The following is a 16,352-nucleotide window of genomic DNA, read 5'->3' as shown; positions in this document are numbered from 1 at the left end:
AGGCCCGTGTCGGCACTGGGCATCGCTCACGCGACCGCCAACCATCCCCCGTTCTGTCCAGCCTGGATTGGACTCGCTGACTTCTCGCCGCCAGATTTACGCGGATTTGAACCGCCGTTCACACTTGCCGGCCTGTATAAGAAGCACTTCACCGACGCACGCTTCCTCGCGAAGAATCTGGACGCTCACGTCGGCTACGAATGAGGAGGCAATCGAAGGCTCGACCAAGCCATAGCGGAATGCTTCGCCGCAAGCCAGTCCGGAGTAGTGGATGATGAGTTCACAGGAACGCTTGCCAATCGTCTCACGGTCGAGGCATGGGAGAAGCGTGCATCTGATTCGCGGGCTCTGGACGGGGCCGGCCGACCGGATCGGAAACAAGGCACGCCGCGCGTACACGATTCCGCTGGCACCGGTCGTGGTCCAGTGGCTGCTGCCGCTGCAGTCGCTGGCCGGAGGCTCGGAGTACGTGCTGCCGCGTCAGACCCGGAATCGCCGCAGCACGGTTCTGCACCTGAGCCGTACTACGCTGAACGTCGCCATCGACCGTGTAGTCGGCGACGGCGTACGCGAGTTTTGTCCGCACGACCTGCACAGCACCGCGCGCTCCTACCTACGCACGCTCGGCTGCCGCGACGACGTGATCGAGCGCTCGCTCAATCACTCGCTCGGCGGCCTGACGGAGATCTATCAGGCGGGCGACCTGCTCGTGGAACGGCGTGAGGCTCTTAGCTTATGGGCACGGCTGATCGAAGACGCGCAGCGCGGCAGGGCCGTCGAGTCGCCCGTGCTGCCTCCACTCGTGCGCAGCGCGTGACAGGAAGCGCCGCCTCCAGCGCCCGATGGCGGCGGGGGACGCCGGAGCACGAACATGCAGCGGGTTGATAACACTGCCAGGCGGCTCGCTATACCCGGTTCAGAACGCCCATCACCATCTCGGTGAGGCCCGCCGCAGCAGGAATCAAGGGTTTGTCGCTGCCGGGATGGACGATGCCGGCGGGTACGCCCGCTCCGACCAACATACCCATTCGCTTGCGCCTCTGGGCAATGATCCGCCGCAGGCGGGCCATGTATTGGTCGGGATTGTGGACACTGACGGTCATCGCGCGCTCCCCCTCTTTATGGTGGGGCGGCGACTTCCGCCTTCAAATTTTCGTTGTTTATATTTTACGATCGTTTCGTCTCCCGGAGGGAGACAAACTTGCCGTCCGATATGATTAATATTTATATTTAACGCGCAGTACGTTTCCTCTTGAGGCTCAAATTGAGCGAAAAATATCACTCACAGACCAAGACGCTAGGTCCGCGTGCCGCGCAGCTCTTCACCGAGCTGAATGAGTTGCGCCGCTCCACGTTTACCTTGGCGGATGTCGGCATCATCACCGGCTTGTCGTCCGCTGCCGCGCGCAACCTCGTACACAAGGCCCAGCAGCGTGGCTTGGTGACCCGACTGAAGCCGGGCTTGTACAACCTGGTGCCCTTCGAACTGGGTCGAGCAACCGAGCACGTTGACAGTCCGTACCTGATCGCGCGCGAACTCGCCGGCCCCGCGCCCTACTTCCTCTCGCACGGCACCGCGCTCGAACTGCACCGCATGGTGACGCAGCCGAACTTCACCGTGTACGTGTCATGCACGCGGCGCGTGCGTCCGCAAGTGGTCGGCGGCTACGACTTCCGGTTTGTCCACATCACAGCAACGCAAGAATTCGGAACCATGAAGCATTGGGTCGACAAGGAACGCTTCGTGATGATCAGCGACATGGAGCGCACGATCATCGACGGTCTCCGTCACCCGGCCTATGCCGGCGGCATCACAGAAGTCGCCAAGGGCCTGTGGATGAAGCGAACCGAACTGAAAGCCGACCGACTGATTGAATATGCACGACGCCTCGGCGTCGGCGCCGTCGTGCGGCGTCTCGGGTTCCTGCTGGAACACTATGGCCTGGCGGACGCTTCTGTGCTGGAACCGCTGCGCGACATGCTGACTGCAACTTATCAGCGCCTCGATCCACTGCTGCCAGCTGACGGCGCATTTCTCTCTCGCTGGCGGCTTCAGCTCAACGTCACCCCCGATGAACTGGACGCCGTGAGACTGGGCTGATGATCCCTCAACGCAACATTTCGTTGATCTCCAATACGCTGGTAACCGCTGGCGGGCGACGCATTCCCGAAGCCGTCATTGAGCGGGACTACGTTCTGGCCTGGTTCCTTACAGGACTGGCTGGGCACTCCTTGCGCGAGGTATTGGCCTTCAAAGGCGGCACAGCGCTGCGACGGTGTTGGTTCGAGGACTACCGTTTCTCGGAAGACCTAGACTTCACGTTAATCCGACCGATCACACTCGATGAAATCCTCGCGGGGTTCACCGAGATTTACGCGGCAGTGGAAGCCGCCTGCGGCCTGCGCATCGCGTTCGACCGCGAAGACCGGCAAAGGCCAGGCACATGATGAGCTCCTGACGCTGACGCCGCATATTCGGTCAAATGCGCCGTTGCCCCATCCGCCGTTTTCCCTTCCTTCATCACCATTCCCGCTGCTGTAGCGCATGCTGCTTTCACTTGAACCACCGGCAGGCGTTGAGTTGATGCTCGCCGCCTCCCTGTACAGCGTGCATGTCAACGAACGGCAGATGCTGTTCGAGCAGCTGGATCGTCTGGGTTGCGGCGACTTGTTGCTGCTGGATCGGGGCTATCCCTGCCGCATAAACAAGTTCAATATAATCAATATTATGAGGATAGGAATAGACCTCGGCGGCACCAAGATCGAAGGCGTCGTGATGGCCGCCGACTCCGCCGTGCTGGCGCGGCAACGCGTGGCAACGCCGCAGGGCGACTACGCCGCCACGCTGGCGACACTCGCGCAACTGGTCGACGATCTCGAAACAAGTGTCGGCGCAAAAAAAATGCGCGTCGGCATCGGCCATCCCGGCGCGCTGTCACCCGCCACCGGCCTGCTGAAAAATTCAAACTCGATATGCCTCAACGGCCAGGCCTTGCAGCGCGATATCGAGCGGGCGCTGCAGCGTGAAGTGCGCATGGCCAACGACGCCAACTGCCTCGCGCTGTCGGAAGCGGTGGACGGCGCGGCGGCAGGCGCGCCCAGTGTGTTCGCGGTGATCCTCGGCACCGGCGTCGGCGGCGGCATCGTCGTCAATGGCGCACTGCTCGACGGCGCCAACGGCATCGCCGGCGAATGGGGCCACAACGGCCTGCCGCGGCCGCGGCCGGAGTGGAACGAGACACCGGGACCGGCTTGCTGGTGCGGCCGCCACGGCTGTATCGAAACCTGGCTGTCCGGCCCTGCGCTGGCGGCCGATCACCTGCGCAGCGGCGGCGCATCGCTAGCCGGCGTAGCCATCGTGGCGCTGGCCGAGGCGGGCGATGCGCGCGCTGCTGCGACGATGTCGCGTTTCGAGGACCGGCTGGCGCGTTCGCTGGCCAGTGTCATCAACCTGCTGGACCCGCAGGTGATCGTGCTCGGCGGCGGCCTGTCACGGATCGATCGCCTGTATCGCCACGTACCGGCGCTGTGGGACGACAGCATTTTCTCCGACACCATCGCCACCCGGCTGCTGCCGGCGCTGCATGGCGACTCCAGCGGCGTGCGTGGTGCGGCCCGGCTGTGGCCGGCCGACTGAACCGCGTCTGAATCCGCAATCGGATCACATAGCCCGTTCGGTACACTGCGGACCTTCCTGGATCACCGGCAGGCCCCATGGCACGTCCGCTCAAGTATTTCCTGATCATCCTCGGCCTGTTCGTGCTCGCGGTCGTCGGCGCCTTGACCGCTGCCGTGATGACTTTCGACCCGAACGACTATCGCGCGCGCATCGCCAAGCTCGTGCATGACAAGACCAGCCGCGATCTGCAGATCGGCGACATCAAGCTCACGGTTTTCCCCTGGCTGAAAGTCGATCTGAAACAGGTCAGCCTGAGCAACGCGGCCGGCTTCGGCGACCAGGCTTTTGCGAAAGTCGGCGAGGCCAAGGTCGGCGTGCAGCTGCTGCCGCTGCTGCGCGATCGCAAGATCGTCGTCGACGGCGTGCAGCTCGATGGCCTGGTGCTGAACCTCGCCAAATCCGCGGACGGAAAAACCAACTGGGACGATCTGGCCAAGATCAACGCCAAGGAGCCGAGCAAGCCAGAGGAACCCCAGCAGCCCTCGAGTTTCAAGCTCGAGGACATCGACATCGGCGGCATCGACATCAAGGACGCCGCGATCAGCTATCGCGACGACCAGACCCATCAGAGCTACAGCATCAGCGACTTCGACCTGAAGACCGGCGCGCTGAAGCCGGGCAAGGCTTTCGACGTCGAGACCTCGATCAAGGCGGTGCTGGCGGCGCAGAAGCTCGACACCGAGGTGAAGCTGTCCGCGCATGTCGATCCCGACCTGAAAACCCAGGATCTGAAACTCGAAGACCTGAAGCTCGAAATCACCGCGAAGAATCCCGAGCGGCAGGCCGACATCAAGCTCAGCGGCGAAGTCAGCGGCAATCTCGGTACACAAATTTTCCAAACCAAGGATCTGAAAATAGCCGCGACCGGCAAGAACGCGAGCATCGACGGCAAGGCCGACGTCAAGGCGAACGTGAAAGCCGACATCAAGGCCAAGCGCTACGAGATTGCCGGCCTGAACCTGGACGCGAGCGCCAGCGGCAAGGCCCTGCCCGGCGGCAGCCAGAATGTGCAACTGACCGGCGACGTGATAGTCGACCAGACCAGCGGCAAGGGCGAAGCGCGCGGCATCGTCTTGAAGGCGAGCGGGCTGGAGGCGACTACCACGCTGGCCTTGTCCGGCCTCAACGGCGACACACCGCACTACGGCGGCCCGCTGACGGTGAAACCGTTCAATGCGCGTGAGCTGCTCGCCAAGTTTTCGGCCGAGCCGCTGAAGACCAGCGATCCGAAGGCGCTCACCGAAGTCAGTTTCAAGTCGCAGATCGACGGCACGGCCAAGAGCGTGAAGCTCAACGAGCTGCTGCTGAAACTCGACCAGACCAATCTGAGCGGGTCGATCAGCATCCGCGACTTCGCAACCTCGGCAGTGAGCTTCGCACTGAGAGCCGACACGCTCGACGCGGACCGCTACCTGGCGCCGCGGACCGAGACGCCGAAGGAAAAAGTCGAGAAGATCAAGAGCGCCGACCTCAACAGCACCGAGATCCCGGTGGACGCGCTGGCCAAGCTCGACGTCGACGGCACGCTCGATGTCGCCAAACTCACGCTGCGCGGGCTCAAACTGTCAGACGTGAGACTGACACTGACGGGCCCTAAGGGAGCCGCCAAGATCGCGAGCCTCAACGGCAAGCTCTATGGCGGCAGCTTCACCAGCACCACGCGCATCGCGCCCGGCCTGCGGCCCGGCTTCGCGTTCAAGACCAGCCTGCAGAGCCTGGCTCTGGGCCCGTTCCTGAAAGACCTGAGCGGCAAGGACAAGGTCGACGGCATCGGCACCATCGAGCTGGATCTGACCTCCGCGGGCAAGACCGTCGGCGATCTGCGCAAGGCGCTCAACGGCACGGTCGCGCTGAATTTCAAGAACGGCGCAGTCAAGGGCTTCAACCTCGGCGAGATGCTGCGTCGCGGCCAGGCGCTGTTGCGCGGCCAGACTTATACGCCCAGCGGTGAGCCGCCGCAGACCGACTTCGCTTCGATCGACTTCAGCGGCCAGATCGTCAACGGCATCCTCAAGTCGGACACGCTGGATGCGCGCAATCCGATGCTGCGCGTCGGCGGTGCCGGCCAGGTCGACCTGGTCAACGAGACCTTCGACTACACCGCCAAGCCGACGATCGTCGAAACCAGCAAGGGCCAGGGCGGCCGCGGGCTCGAAGACCTTGGCGGCGTCACCGTGCCGGTGCATCTGACCGGCACCTTCACCGATCCGAAGTACAAGGTGCAGATTTCCGACGCGGTGCGCGCCCGCGCCAAGGAAGAGATCAAGCAGCAGCTCAACGAGCACAAGGACGAGCTGAAGCAGAAACTCAACGAGCGCCTCGGCCCGGCGCTCGACGGCCTGTTCGGCAGAAGGAAAAAGCAGCAGGAGCCGCCGCCGTCCGATGAGCAGCAGAAGGAACAGAGTGCGCCGACTACGCCCTGAGACACTGTTGCTCGTTGCGATGCTGCTGCCGGCGGCTGCGCAAGCGGTCGTCGTCGACAGCCTGCAGGTCACGCAGGACGGCGACCGCTATCGCGTGGCGATGAAAGTGCAGCTCGACGCATCGGCCGATGCCGCCTACGCGGTGTTCGCGGATTACCAGAACCTGCCGCGCATCAACGCCGCGGTAAAACAGGCGCAGATACTGCCGGAGACCACGTCCCCCGAGGTGTCGCGCCTATATACGCAGCTGCGCATGTGCTTCTCGTTTTTCTGCAAGACGCTAGACCAGGTGCAGGACATGCGCCGCATGCCGGAGACGCCGGGCGGACGACTCAGTGCCAAGGTCATCTCCGAGCGCAGCGATCTGCTGTATGGCCAGGCCGACTGGCGCCTGAGCGACGGCAAAACGGCCACGCAGAGCCTGCTGGAATTCAATGCCGAGCTGGAGCCGAAGTTCTGGATACCGCCGCTGATCGGCCCGTGGATCATGCAGCGCAAGCTGCGCCAGGAAGCGATCCAGACCTCCGAAGGCATCGAGCGGCTGGCACACGAAAGCGTCGCGCATGCAGCGCCATGAGCCGCCCAAAAAGTCCAACCGCCCTCAAGCCTTCCCCTCTCCCGGGAGAGGGTGGCGCGACAGCGCCGGGAGAGGGAGCCAGCTTCGCCTCCCGACTCCTCACCTGGTTCGACACCCACGGCCGCCACGACCTGCCCTGGCAACACCCGCGCGAGCCCTACCGCGTATGGCTGTCCGAAGTGATGCTGCAGCAAACGCAGGTCACGACCGTGATCCCGTACTTCGAGCGCTTTCTGGCGCGCTTTCCCGACGTGCAGACCCTGGCCGCGGCGCCGATCGATGACGTGCTGCAACGATGGGCAGGCCTGGGCTACTACGCCCGCGCGCGCAATCTGCACCGCTGCGCACAAGCCGTCGTCGAGCTGCGCGGCGGCGAGTGGCCGCGCGACATCGAGCAGATGATCGCACTGCCCGGAGTCGGCCGATCCACTGCCGCCGCGATCCTGTCGCAGGCTTTCGGCGACCGCCACGCGATCCTCGACGGCAACGTCAAGCGCCTGCTGTCGCGGCACGCGGCGGTCGCCGGCTGGCCCGGCCTGCCGGCGGTACAGCAAAGACTCTGGAACTACGCCGAAAAGCTGCTGCCGGACGCGCGGCTCGCCGACTACACGCAGGCCTGCATGGACCTGGGCAGCCAGGTCTGTGTTTCGAGGCGACCGCTGTGCGCGGTGTGCCCGGTTGCCGGGGACTGCGGCGCGCGGCTGCAGGATCGCGTTGCGGAACTGCCCGCGTCCAAGCCCAAGCGCGATCGTCCGCAGCGCAGCGCCTGGCTGCTGCTGATCGAGAACGACAAAGCCGCGCTGCTGCTGGAGCGCCGCCCGCCCAGCGGCATCTGGGGCGGCCTGTGGTGCCCGCCGGTGATCGCGGCCGAGCAGGACTGGCGCGCGGAGCTTGCAGCGCGTTACGGCCTGCGCGCGGAGTCGGTGCAGGCGCTGGAACCGGTCGAGCACAGCTTCACCCACTACGACCTGAGCCTGCAGCCGCTGCGCCTGCGCGTCGCGCCGGCCGGTGTCGCCGAGGCCGGCGCGACCGCGTGGACTACAATGAGCGACCCCAGCACCCTGCCCGGCCTGCCGGCGCCGGTGCGCAAAATCCTAGACGCGGCGTACTTCGCCCCGCAGAAAGCACAACAGAGCCTATGGCCAGAACCGTCCACTGCGTGAAGCTCGGCCTCGAGGCCGAAGGTCTTGACCGCGCGCCCTACCCCGGCGTGCTCGGCGTGCGCATCTACGACAGCGTCTCCAAGGCCGCCTGGGCGGAATGGCTGCAGCACCAGACACGGCTGATCAACGAGTATCGGCTGGCCCTGTCCGACGTCGAGGCGCGTAAATTCCTGGCCAAGGAGATGGAGAAATACTTCTTCGGCGGCGGCGAACTTGCGCAAACTTCGTACGTCCCGCCCAGCCCTTCGCCGAAAGGTTGACGAAGCCCGGCCGCGCGGCTCTAATACGCGGCCTTCGCGCCCCGTGGTTCCTCCGGCGCAAGGTTTCCAGCACCTAAGTTGGCCGAGTAGCTCAGTCGGTAGAGCAGGGGATTGAAAATCCCCGTGTCGGCGGTTCGATTCCGTCCTCGGCCACCATTCGTTGAAGCGTTAAAAATCCTTCATTTTTAGCATCTTGAGCCACGCCTATTGGCGATGTTGGCTTCGGGTTCTGAAGGCATTTTGGGCTGTTTTGGGCAACAACTGGGCAACAACGGTTCCAGGCGGCCCAAACAGCAGCCGGCACCTCCTCTTTGGCTTATCACGAGGGGGCACCATGAAACTGAAATTCGGCAACATCGAATGGCGCGGCGACTACTGCTATCGCGCCCGCTTCAAGACCGGCGACAAGTGGCACCGTGAGCAATTCTCGACGGAAGACGGAATTGCTGGCCGATCTCCAAAGGGTCGGCGGTCAGCTGGGGGGCGCGCATCTGACCCGCGAGGGACGGTCGGCGACGTTCAGTGCGTTCGCCAGAACGATGCGCGAGCAGAACTTCGGGATTCATCGCGCCGATCAGGTCGGCGGCCGACACCTCGCGGCCTATGTCGGCGCTCGCCAGCAGGAAGGTGTCTCGCCGAGAACGCTGGCGAACGAGCTGAGCCAGCTGCGCGCAGTCCTGTGCCATGAAGGCAAGCAAGGCTTGGCACGCAACCCCGATTACAGCAACCGGGCACTCGGCGTCGAGCGCGCGAACCGGATCGGCACGAAAACGCCGTTGTCCGACAAACAGATCAAGCAGTTCCAGGACAAACAGTGGCGCTCGGCCGTCCTGGCATCGGCGCCACGTTGGAACTGCAACGCGCGCTCGGCCTCCGCGAGACCGAAGCGATCCGCGGCGGACGGGCCGATATCCTCGCGCGGTGGGAGCGCGAGCTGAAGCGTGACCGCGCGGTCCGCGTCGTTGAAGGGACCAAGGGCGGCAGGGAACGAACGGTCAAACCAGCAGATCAAGTGCGCGCTCTAAAAGCCGTTGAACGGGCGCGATCAATCCTGAGAGAGCAGAAGACCTCGCACCTGATCGTCCGTGCCGACGGCACGTCAGCCAGCGGACTGAAGCAGGCGCGCGGCATCTACCGCAACCTCTGCCACCGCGAGAACGTCCTGAGCCATGCTGCGCGATATGAGTTCGCCCAGGAACGGGTGCAAGCGTACCGGGACGAAGGCAACAGCGAGCGGGAGGCCAGGGCTGCAACGTCGTTGTCGCTCGGGCATGGCGACGGACGCGGTACCTCTGTCGCCAGTGTTTATGCGAGAAAGGCTTAAGCCGGCCGGTTTTGCTTGTAGAATTTCGGGGAACGCGACTTCGAGCGCGAAAGGGCCTATCAGGGCCGACGTCATTCGACTGGATACCCATTGCCAAGCGCACTGAGCCTCGGTGCCGAGCTTCGGCACCGACCGATGCTCGGCGTCGCCGCCGTTACTGCGACGCCGTAGTTGCCGGCGGCGTGTCCACGCTCGGTTTCATGCTGCACCATACGGCCGAAAAAAAACACAACGAGACCCTGCATGAAGACCGTCCGCGACGCCTGCCTACTACAACCAAACGCCCTGAACGTGAAGCTCAGCGATCAGATCGAACAGCTCGACGAGCTGATTCAGGCGGAAGGCAATGGTGCCGCGTTCTTTGAGCGAACCTTTATCACGCAAGGGATGAAGGCTCTCATCACGGAAGGCATCGCCAGGCTCGCCGGCGCGTCATCACAGGCTGTATTCCATCTCAGGCAGGCCATGGGCGGTGGCAAGACGCATTTGCTCGTTGGCTTCGGCTTGCTGGCCCGCCACGCGACCTTAAGGGCGAAGTACTGCGCCGGCATGGCACACGCAGATGGCTTTCAGGGCGCGACCATCGCGGCTTTCAATGGCCGCAACAATCCCGATCACTTCTTCTGGGGCGAGATCGCCACTCAGCTGGGCAAGGGAGAGCAGTTCCGCAGCTTCTGGACCGGCGGCCCCAAGGCTCCCGATGAGAAAGATTGGCTCAAGCTCTTCGAGGGCGACGAGCCGGTGCTGATCCTGCTCGACGAGCTGCCGCCGTACTTCCATTACCTCGATACACAGAAAGTCGGCAACGGCACCGTGGCCGACATCGCCACGAGGGCATTCGCCAACCTGCTCACGGCTGCCGGCAAGAAGAAAAACGTCTGCATCGTCGCCTCGGACCTTGCCGCCGCGTATGAAACCGGTGGCAAGCTCATCAACAAGGCGCTGCAGGATGCGCGTGCCGAGTTGGGCCGCCAGGAACGCACCATCACGCCCGTCGATCTGGCCGCCAACGAGATCTACGACATCCTGCGTAAGCGGCTGTTTTCGTCGCTACCCGACAAGAACGAGATCGAGGACATCGCCGACGCCTTCGGCCGCAAGCTGGAAGAGGCCGCCAAATCCAAGACCGCCAACCGCGGCGCCGAGGCCATCGCCGATGAGATCGTGGCGACCTACCCGTTCCACCCGCGCCTGAAAAACGTGGTGGCGCTGTTCAAGGAGAACGAGCAGTTCAAGCAGACCCGCGGCCTGATCGAGCTGGTGTCGCGCCTGCTCAAATCCGTATGGGACCGCAAAGCGAACGACGTATTCCTGATCGGCCCACAGCACTTCGATTTTTCGGTACCCGATGTGCGCGACAAGCTGACCGAGATTTCGGGCATGCGGGACGTGATCGCGAAAGACCTCTGGGATGCTCAGTTGTCGGCGCACGCGCAGGTGATTGACCTGCAAACCGGCAAGGAAGCCGCCACCCAGGTGGGCGCGCTGCTGATAACCGCCAGCCTGTCAACCGCCGTAAACGCCGTGAAGGGTCTCACCCGCGAGGAAATGGTCGAATGCTTGGTGTCGCCGCTGCGCGAGCCGTCAGACTTTCTAGCCGCGTTCGAAGAGTTGGAGAAGGCCGCCTGGTACCTGCACCACACGCCCGAGGGCCGCTACTACTTCGACCGGCAAGAGAACCTGACCAAGCTGCTGCAGAGCCTGGCCCATGATGCGCCGGACAACCAGGTCGATGACCTGATCCGTCACCGCCTGCGGGACATGTTCAAGGCCACTCGAAAGACCGTCTATGACGATGTGCTTCCGCTGCCGCGCCTCGAAGACGTGGCTGACCGCGTGCGGCGCGGGCGGGTGCTGTTGGTCGTTAGCCCTGACGCCAAGATTCCGCCCGACGAAGTGCAGAAGTTTTTCGATGGCCTGAGCCAGAAGAACAATCTGTGCGTGCTCACTGGCGACAAGACCGCGATGGGCAGCGTCGAAAAGGCTGCACGCCAATTGTTCGCGGCGCAGAAGGCCGATGGCCGCATTGCCAAGGGTCATCCGCAGCGCGACGACCTGGAGCGCAAGCAGCAGGCCTACGAGCAGGACTTCAATGCCACCGTGCTGAGCCTGTTTGACAAGGTGCTGTTTCCCATCCAGCGCGCCGGCAAGCCACCGCAGTTGGCGCCCAAGCCGCTGGACATGACGCGCGATGCCAACAAGCCCTTCAACGGTGAAGAGCAGATCGAGAAGACGCTCACATCCAACCCGCTCAAGCTCTTCCTCGATGTCGAGAAAGAGTTCGATGCCATCCGCGACAAGTCACAGGATCTGCTGTGGCCCGAGAACCAGGACGAAACCCGCTGGTCCGACGCAGCCGACCGTTACACCGAGCAAGCCGGTATGCCCTGGCTGCCACCGCGCGGCCTGGACACACTCAAGACCATCGCCTGCAACCGTGGCCTGTGGGAAGACCTGGGCAACGGCTATGTCAGCAAGAAACCGAAGAAGAAGCGCACCACCGTCCAGATCGTCGCCGAGCCCGAACTGGGTGACGAAGGCCGCGTGCGCTTGCGGGTAAATCCCGTGAATGCCGGGCCGGCACCACGCATTCACTTCGCCGAAGATGCGTCGGTATCTGAGACCAGCCCAGTGCTCAAGAACAACCCGTACGCCACAGCGGCGCTGCGCGTCAGCTTCATGGTCCGTGACGTCTCGGGGCAATACGAGGTTGGCGATCCGGTGACCTGGACCAACCAGCTCATGTTGCGCAACCGGCTTGGCGAGGCCGGCGGGAAGCGGACGGTGGAGCTGTTGGTCGCGCCACGCGGCGAAATCCGCTACACGCTTGATGGCAGCGAGCCACGCGACGGCGTGCCCTACGCGACCGCAGTCCAGATCGGCGACGACGACGTGCTGCTGCGCGCCTTTGCTGCCGTCGATGGGTTGGAGACCAAGGCTGATTTTCGCTTTCCGGCGCGGGGCAAGAAGGGCGTGCAGATCGACGACGTCAAGGCTGCGCGCTTGCTGTCGCGCACAGGCCGCAAGCTCGACTCGCGTGCCACCACTTTCGAAGGCCTCAAGCAAGCCGCCGACAAGTCAGCCGAGTTCGAGAACGTGTCCTTGACTGTCGGTCAGGGCAACAAAGTGGCCAGCATCATGGTAGGCGAGGTACGCGTCGATGCGGCCTTCATCACCGCGCTGCTGACCAAGGTGCTGGAGAAGTTCGCGCCGGATACGCCGGTGACTATGATGTTCCGCAAGGCGCACTTCGCCTCGGGGCATGACTTGAAGGATTTCGCCGGCAAGCTCGGCATCGAGCTTGAGCAGACCGACGTTGAGCAATGACCGAGCCCCTAGCGACCACCGACTTCGGCGCGCCCGCGACCTTCGGCGCGCATGTATTCCGCGTCGAGATTCCTGCGGCGCGAGCCGCGCCCGTCGTGATCGTCGAGGACTATGGTTACCGAGGCCACGAAGCCGGCATTCCGCGTGACGAAGCGCGCGTGGTCCTGCTCCGCCGTTCGTGGTCCGGCATCGCGGATGTTGCTCGCCGAGAGTTCAATGACCGACTCAAGACAGCCAGGACTGCAACCAGCCGCTGGCACACCGGCACCAACCTCGTTGATCGCCTGCTCGGCAAGGAGTTGTGCGTGCTGGCCTGGGCTGCTGAGACCGCGAACGATGAGCAACTTCCAGTGATATGCAGCCGATGGGCAGCGCTGCGGCCCGAGGAACGCTGGTGGCTGTTTGCGATGGCGGTAGCCGAAGCCGGCCTTCCGGATGATACGCAGCGCGGCTGGCGGCGGGCGCTGTTTCATGCGCTGTCCGATGGGGAGAAACCTGCGCTCGATCGCCGCCGCCTTCGTCCTGTCGAGGATGACCTGTTCCGCTTGCCGCTGTTTAAGGAGGCGGAATGATTGTCCCCGTTGTCCCGTTCTCGTTGAAGGATGCGCCCGCGCTTATAGAGCACTTGCTGCCCGTGCAGAAGCTCTCTGCAGAATCGTATAAGGAACAGGTTGCGGTTCAGGGCAAAACCCTAACCGGACTTGGCAGTTACTGGAAAGGCAGAAAGCCGCTGATCTTGAACAAAGCATGCGTCTTGGGTTGTTTGCTACCCGCGACCGATAATCCAGCGCGCGACTTGGCGATATTCGAAAAGCTGATGGCGATGGACGACGAATCCTTCGTCGCCCGTTGGAAGCGCCGCCCGCGCCCGAAGGAAATCTTGGAGCGCCTAACAATCTCAAAGGTCGCCGACTACTTCACCGCGTCGCCCGACGATGCTCTGCCGTCGTCGGCGCCAGTGGATTGGTCAGATCCGAAGTTCGGGGACGCTAAGATTACGTGGCGCGACGATGTGCCGGAGCAAGATCGTCGCCAACTCGAAGTGCAGATGCTTCCGCGCGGACCTTATCGTGAACGTGTTGACCAGGCCAGGAGGCCAGAGGAAGTTCTAGAGACCGTTCACGATCACATTTGGACAGACGTCAACGCTCACCTTGGTACTAAGGCGGGTTCCGTGCCCGAGCTCGTTGAGCAACTTGGAACAATGCGGTTTGGCCGACGTCCAGTGTTGGCAGACACTTTTAGTGGCTCTGGACAGATACCCTTTGAAGCTGCGCGCCTCGGCTGCGACGTAGTCGCCTCGGATCTCAATCCAGTGGCCTGCATGCTTACCTGGGGTTCACTAAACATAGTGGGCGGCTCCGAGAAGGGCCGAGAGGCTCTCGTAGCCGATCAGAAGCGGCTAGTGCTTAGTGTGCAGGCTGAGATTGATCGGCTTGGCGTGGAAACTGACGGGAAGGGTTGGAGGCCAAAGGCGTTTCTATACTGTGTTGAGGCCCGTTGTCCTCAAAGTGGATGGATAGTGCCACTGTTGCCAAATCTAGTTGTCAGCGCCGGCCGAAACGCTGTCGCTGAACTGGCACCCGATCCAGTGAACAAACGATACCAAGTGCTGATACGCAGCGGCGTGGGCGCCGCTGAAATGACGCATGCTGAGACTGGCACAATTGGCAGAGAGGGAAAGTATGGTGAAGCGTATCTAACTCATCGCGTCGGTTCCGTTGAGTACAAGACCAAAATTTCAACTCTTCGAGGCGATTTCCAAACGGCAGATGGGACTATCGAGAATCGCTTGCGATTGTGGGGAAAGAGAGACTTCAGGCCGCTGCCCGACGACATCTTCCAAGAGCGGCTCTACTGCGTGCAATGGACCAGACCGAAGAAGAATGGCAAAGGGTACGAGCATGATTTCCGTTCCGTGGATGCTACAGATATAGAACGTGAACGTATCGTCGAAGCGTATGTCGATCGGAACATTGCAGAATGGCAGGCGAACGGCTGGATTCCGGATATGCGAATCGAAGTAGGTGGCCCTCCAAGATACCAAGGCCTGGACCTAGTTCGAGCGAGAGGCTGGACGCACTGGCATCACCTCTTTACGCCACGGCAACTGCTAATGCTGGGCCTGGCGCGAAAGAGCATTGAAGGTAGTGGTAGATCTGAAGCGGCTCTCACTGTTTTGCTCGCGAGAATGGTGGATTGGTCGTCAAAGCTATGCAGATACGGAACTGGCGCAGCTCGGGAGTCGATTTCACAGACGTTCTACAACCAAGCCCTCAACACCCTATTTAACTACGGTGTTCGCCCCTTTGAATTTGCAAAGTCCTACCTTCTAGAGCCGCTTGAGCGTAGTAGCATCAGTGGGTCGGCGATCGTCTGCGCACGTGAGGCGAAGGATGTTCGATCCAGTGTTGATCTGTTCGTCACCGACCCCCCCTATGGGAATGCAGTTAAGTACGAGGAGATACTCGATTTTTTCGTCGCGTGGCTGAGGAAGAATCCTCCACGGGAATTTGCGGATTGGGTCTGGGATAGTCGCCGCGCACTCGCTATTCAAGGCGAGGGAGAAGACTTTCGACGCGGTATGGTCGCTGCGTACAAGAGCATGACTGAGTGCATGCCCCCTAACGGCATCCAAGTCATCATGTTCACGCACCAGTCCGGTTCAATCTGGGCTGATATGGCCAATATTGTGTGGGCCTCGGGCTTGCAAGTTACTGCAGCTTGGTACGTAGTCACCGAAACTGACAGCGCGCTTCGAGAGGGTAGCTACGTTAAGGGAACGGTGCTGTTGGTATTGCGCAAGCGGCAGGGCGCTTACAAAACTACGCGGGACGATCTTGCCTGGGAAATTCAGGAGGAAGTCGAAAAGCAGGTGGCCGATCTCACCGGACTGAATCAGCAGGCCAAGGGGCTCTACCGCGACGAGAACGTGTTCGAAGATGCCGACATCCAGATGGCAGGCTACGCTGCGGCTTTGCGCGTGCTGACGCGCTACGCCGTGATCGACGGCCGCGATATGACGGCCGAAGCGATTCGCCCTCGGGTGAAGAACGAGACCACGTTTGTCGATGGCCTCATCGCCTTCGCGGTCGACACTGCAAACCAGTGTCTGGCGCCGCAGGGGATCGTCAAGGCACAGTGGGACCGGCTATCGGGGGCGGAGCGCTTCTACCTGAAGATGATCGACATGGAAGCGCGCGGCGCCAAGACACTGGACAATTACCAGAACTTCGCCAAGGCCTTCAAGGTGCGCGATTTCAAGGCGCTGCTGGCGAGCCACAAGGCCAATGAGGCGCGGCTCAAGAGCGCGGTTGAGCTCGCCCGCGCGGAGATGGGCGAAGGCTCCGAGCTGTACCAGTCCACGCTGCGTGCCGCCTTGTATGCCCTGATGGAGCTGCAGAAGAACGTGGACGGCGCCGAGGTCCTGGCTCATCTCACGCTCAACGTGCCCAACTACTACGGCGACATGACACAGCGCGAGTGGGTGGCGGAGCTTGCCGAATATCTGGCCAAGCGCCTGGATGCGCTGCGCCCCGATGAAGCCAGCGCGGCTCGCGTGCTGCGCGAGCTGGTGAAGAACCAGAGGCTTGGCTGAG

14 protein-coding genes, 1 tRNA gene and 1 pseudogene are annotated in these 16,352 nt (G+C 62.5%); 15 read left to right on the top strand and 1 reads right to left on the bottom strand.

Annotated features, from left to right (window positions below; translation table 11 throughout):
• Window positions 1–204: hypothetical protein (locus JWQ90_RS23280; RefSeq protein WP_299697390.1), on the top strand; the 204-nt coding region annotated here is incomplete at its 5' end.
• A gap of 124 nt (window positions 205–328) precedes the next feature.
• On the top strand, window positions 329–817 hold the full coding sequence (locus JWQ90_RS23275; RefSeq protein ID WP_299697389.1) for a hypothetical protein: 489 nt from the start codon (window positions 329–331) through the stop codon (window positions 815–817).
• A gap of 88 nt (window positions 818–905) precedes the next feature.
• Here the strand turns inward: JWQ90_RS23275 and JWQ90_RS23270 are convergent, their stop codons facing one another.
• Window positions 906–1,103, bottom strand: coding sequence for a hypothetical protein (locus JWQ90_RS23270; RefSeq protein ID WP_299697388.1), 198 nt, complete (start codon window positions 1,101–1,103; stop codon window positions 906–908).
• 161 nt (window positions 1,104–1,264) lie between these two features.
• Between JWQ90_RS23270 and JWQ90_RS23265 the strand changes: the two genes are divergently transcribed.
• The 13 genes and pseudogenes from JWQ90_RS23265 (at window position 1,265) to JWQ90_RS23205 (ending at window position 16,351) form a co-directional block, all read left to right on the top strand.
• The gene (locus tag JWQ90_RS23265) at window positions 1,265–2,101 is read left to right on the top strand and encodes a hypothetical protein (protein ID WP_299697387.1); all 837 of its coding nucleotides are present in this window, start codon (window positions 1,265–1,267) and stop codon (window positions 2,099–2,101) included.
• On the top strand, window positions 2,101–2,448 hold the full coding sequence (locus JWQ90_RS23260; protein ID WP_299697386.1) for a nucleotidyl transferase AbiEii/AbiGii toxin family protein: 348 nt from the start codon (window positions 2,101–2,103) through the stop codon (window positions 2,446–2,448). Before JWQ90_RS23265 ends, JWQ90_RS23260 begins: the two co-directional genes overlap by 1 nt.
• Before the next feature lie 280 nt (window positions 2,449–2,728).
• The gene (locus JWQ90_RS23255) at window positions 2,729–3,637 is read left to right on the top strand and encodes an ROK family protein (protein ID WP_366919580.1); all 909 of its coding nucleotides are present in this window, start codon (window positions 2,729–2,731) and stop codon (window positions 3,635–3,637) included.
• A gap of 77 nt (window positions 3,638–3,714) precedes the next feature.
• On the top strand, window positions 3,715–6,102 hold the full coding sequence (locus JWQ90_RS23250; RefSeq protein ID WP_299697384.1) for an AsmA family protein: 2,388 nt from the start codon (window positions 3,715–3,717) through the stop codon (window positions 6,100–6,102).
• 7 nt (window positions 6,103–6,109) lie between these two features.
• Window positions 6,110–6,679, top strand: a complete 570-nt coding sequence (locus tag JWQ90_RS23245) for an SRPBCC family protein (RefSeq protein WP_299697383.1) — start codon at window positions 6,110–6,112, stop codon at window positions 6,677–6,679.
• An 83-nt stretch (window positions 6,680–6,762) separates the two neighbouring features.
• A pseudogene (gene mutY, locus JWQ90_RS23240) lies at window positions 6,763–7,842 on the top strand (A/G-specific adenine glycosylase); the annotation flags it as partial.
• Window positions 7,818–8,102, top strand: a complete 285-nt coding sequence (locus JWQ90_RS23235; RefSeq protein WP_299697381.1) for an oxidative damage protection protein — start codon at window positions 7,818–7,820, stop codon at window positions 8,100–8,102. The pseudogene mutY and the gene JWQ90_RS23235, both read left to right, overlap by 25 nt.
• Window positions 8,103–8,182: 80 nt before the next feature.
• Window positions 8,183–8,258 (top strand) — tRNA-Phe (locus tag JWQ90_RS23230).
• Window positions 8,259–8,545: 287 nt separating this feature from the next.
• Complete coding sequence (locus tag JWQ90_RS23225) at window positions 8,546–9,040, top strand: phage integrase N-terminal domain-containing protein (RefSeq protein ID WP_299697380.1); 495 nt, start codon at window positions 8,546–8,548, stop codon at window positions 9,038–9,040.
• Window positions 8,950–9,426, top strand: a complete 477-nt coding sequence (locus JWQ90_RS23220) for an integrase domain-containing protein (protein WP_299697379.1) — start codon at window positions 8,950–8,952, stop codon at window positions 9,424–9,426. Before JWQ90_RS23225 ends, JWQ90_RS23220 begins: the two co-directional genes overlap by 91 nt.
• Before the next feature lie 243 nt (window positions 9,427–9,669).
• Window positions 9,670–12,753, top strand: a complete 3,084-nt coding sequence (locus tag JWQ90_RS23215; protein WP_299697378.1) for an anti-phage-associated DUF499 domain-containing protein — start codon at window positions 9,670–9,672, stop codon at window positions 12,751–12,753.
• Window positions 12,750–13,325: an anti-phage-associated DUF3780 domain-containing protein gene (locus JWQ90_RS23210; protein ID WP_299697377.1), complete on the top strand. Its 576-nt coding sequence runs from the start codon at window positions 12,750–12,752 to the stop codon at window positions 13,323–13,325. Before JWQ90_RS23215 ends, JWQ90_RS23210 begins: the two co-directional genes overlap by 4 nt.
• On the top strand, window positions 13,322–16,351 hold the full coding sequence (locus tag JWQ90_RS23205; RefSeq protein ID WP_299697376.1) for an anti-phage-associated DUF1156 domain-containing protein: 3,030 nt from the start codon (window positions 13,322–13,324) through the stop codon (window positions 16,349–16,351). The genes JWQ90_RS23210 and JWQ90_RS23205 overlap by 4 nt, the downstream gene beginning before the upstream one ends.
• Window position 16,352 lies beyond the last annotated feature (1 nt).

The organism is Hydrocarboniphaga sp., from assembly GCF_028291725.1.
GTDB lineage: Bacteria > Pseudomonadota > Gammaproteobacteria > Nevskiales > Nevskiaceae > Hydrocarboniphaga.
Note: the sequence above shows the minus strand (reverse complement) of the source record. Positions and strands in the feature narration are given on the sequence as shown.

Coding starts and splice junctions, on each gene's coding strand:
- JWQ90_RS23270 (WP_299697388.1), bottom strand. CDS start 1,103: ATGACCGTCAGTGTCCACAATCCCGACCAATACATGGCCCGCCTGCGG.
- JWQ90_RS23260 (WP_299697386.1), top strand. CDS start 2,101: ATGATCCCTCAACGCAACATTTCGTTGATCTCCAATACGCTGGTAACC.
- JWQ90_RS23255 (WP_366919580.1), top strand. CDS start 2,729: ATGAGGATAGGAATAGACCTCGGCGGCACCAAGATCGAAGGCGTCGTG.
- JWQ90_RS23250 (WP_299697384.1), top strand. CDS start 3,715: ATGGCACGTCCGCTCAAGTATTTCCTGATCATCCTCGGCCTGTTCGTG.
- JWQ90_RS23235 (WP_299697381.1), top strand. CDS start 7,818: ATGGCCAGAACCGTCCACTGCGTGAAGCTCGGCCTCGAGGCCGAAGGT.
- JWQ90_RS23215 (WP_299697378.1), top strand. CDS start 9,670: ATGAAGACCGTCCGCGACGCCTGCCTACTACAACCAAACGCCCTGAAC.
- JWQ90_RS23210 (WP_299697377.1), top strand. CDS start 12,750: ATGACCGAGCCCCTAGCGACCACCGACTTCGGCGCGCCCGCGACCTTC.
- JWQ90_RS23205 (WP_299697376.1), top strand. CDS start 13,322: ATGATTGTCCCCGTTGTCCCGTTCTCGTTGAAGGATGCGCCCGCGCTT.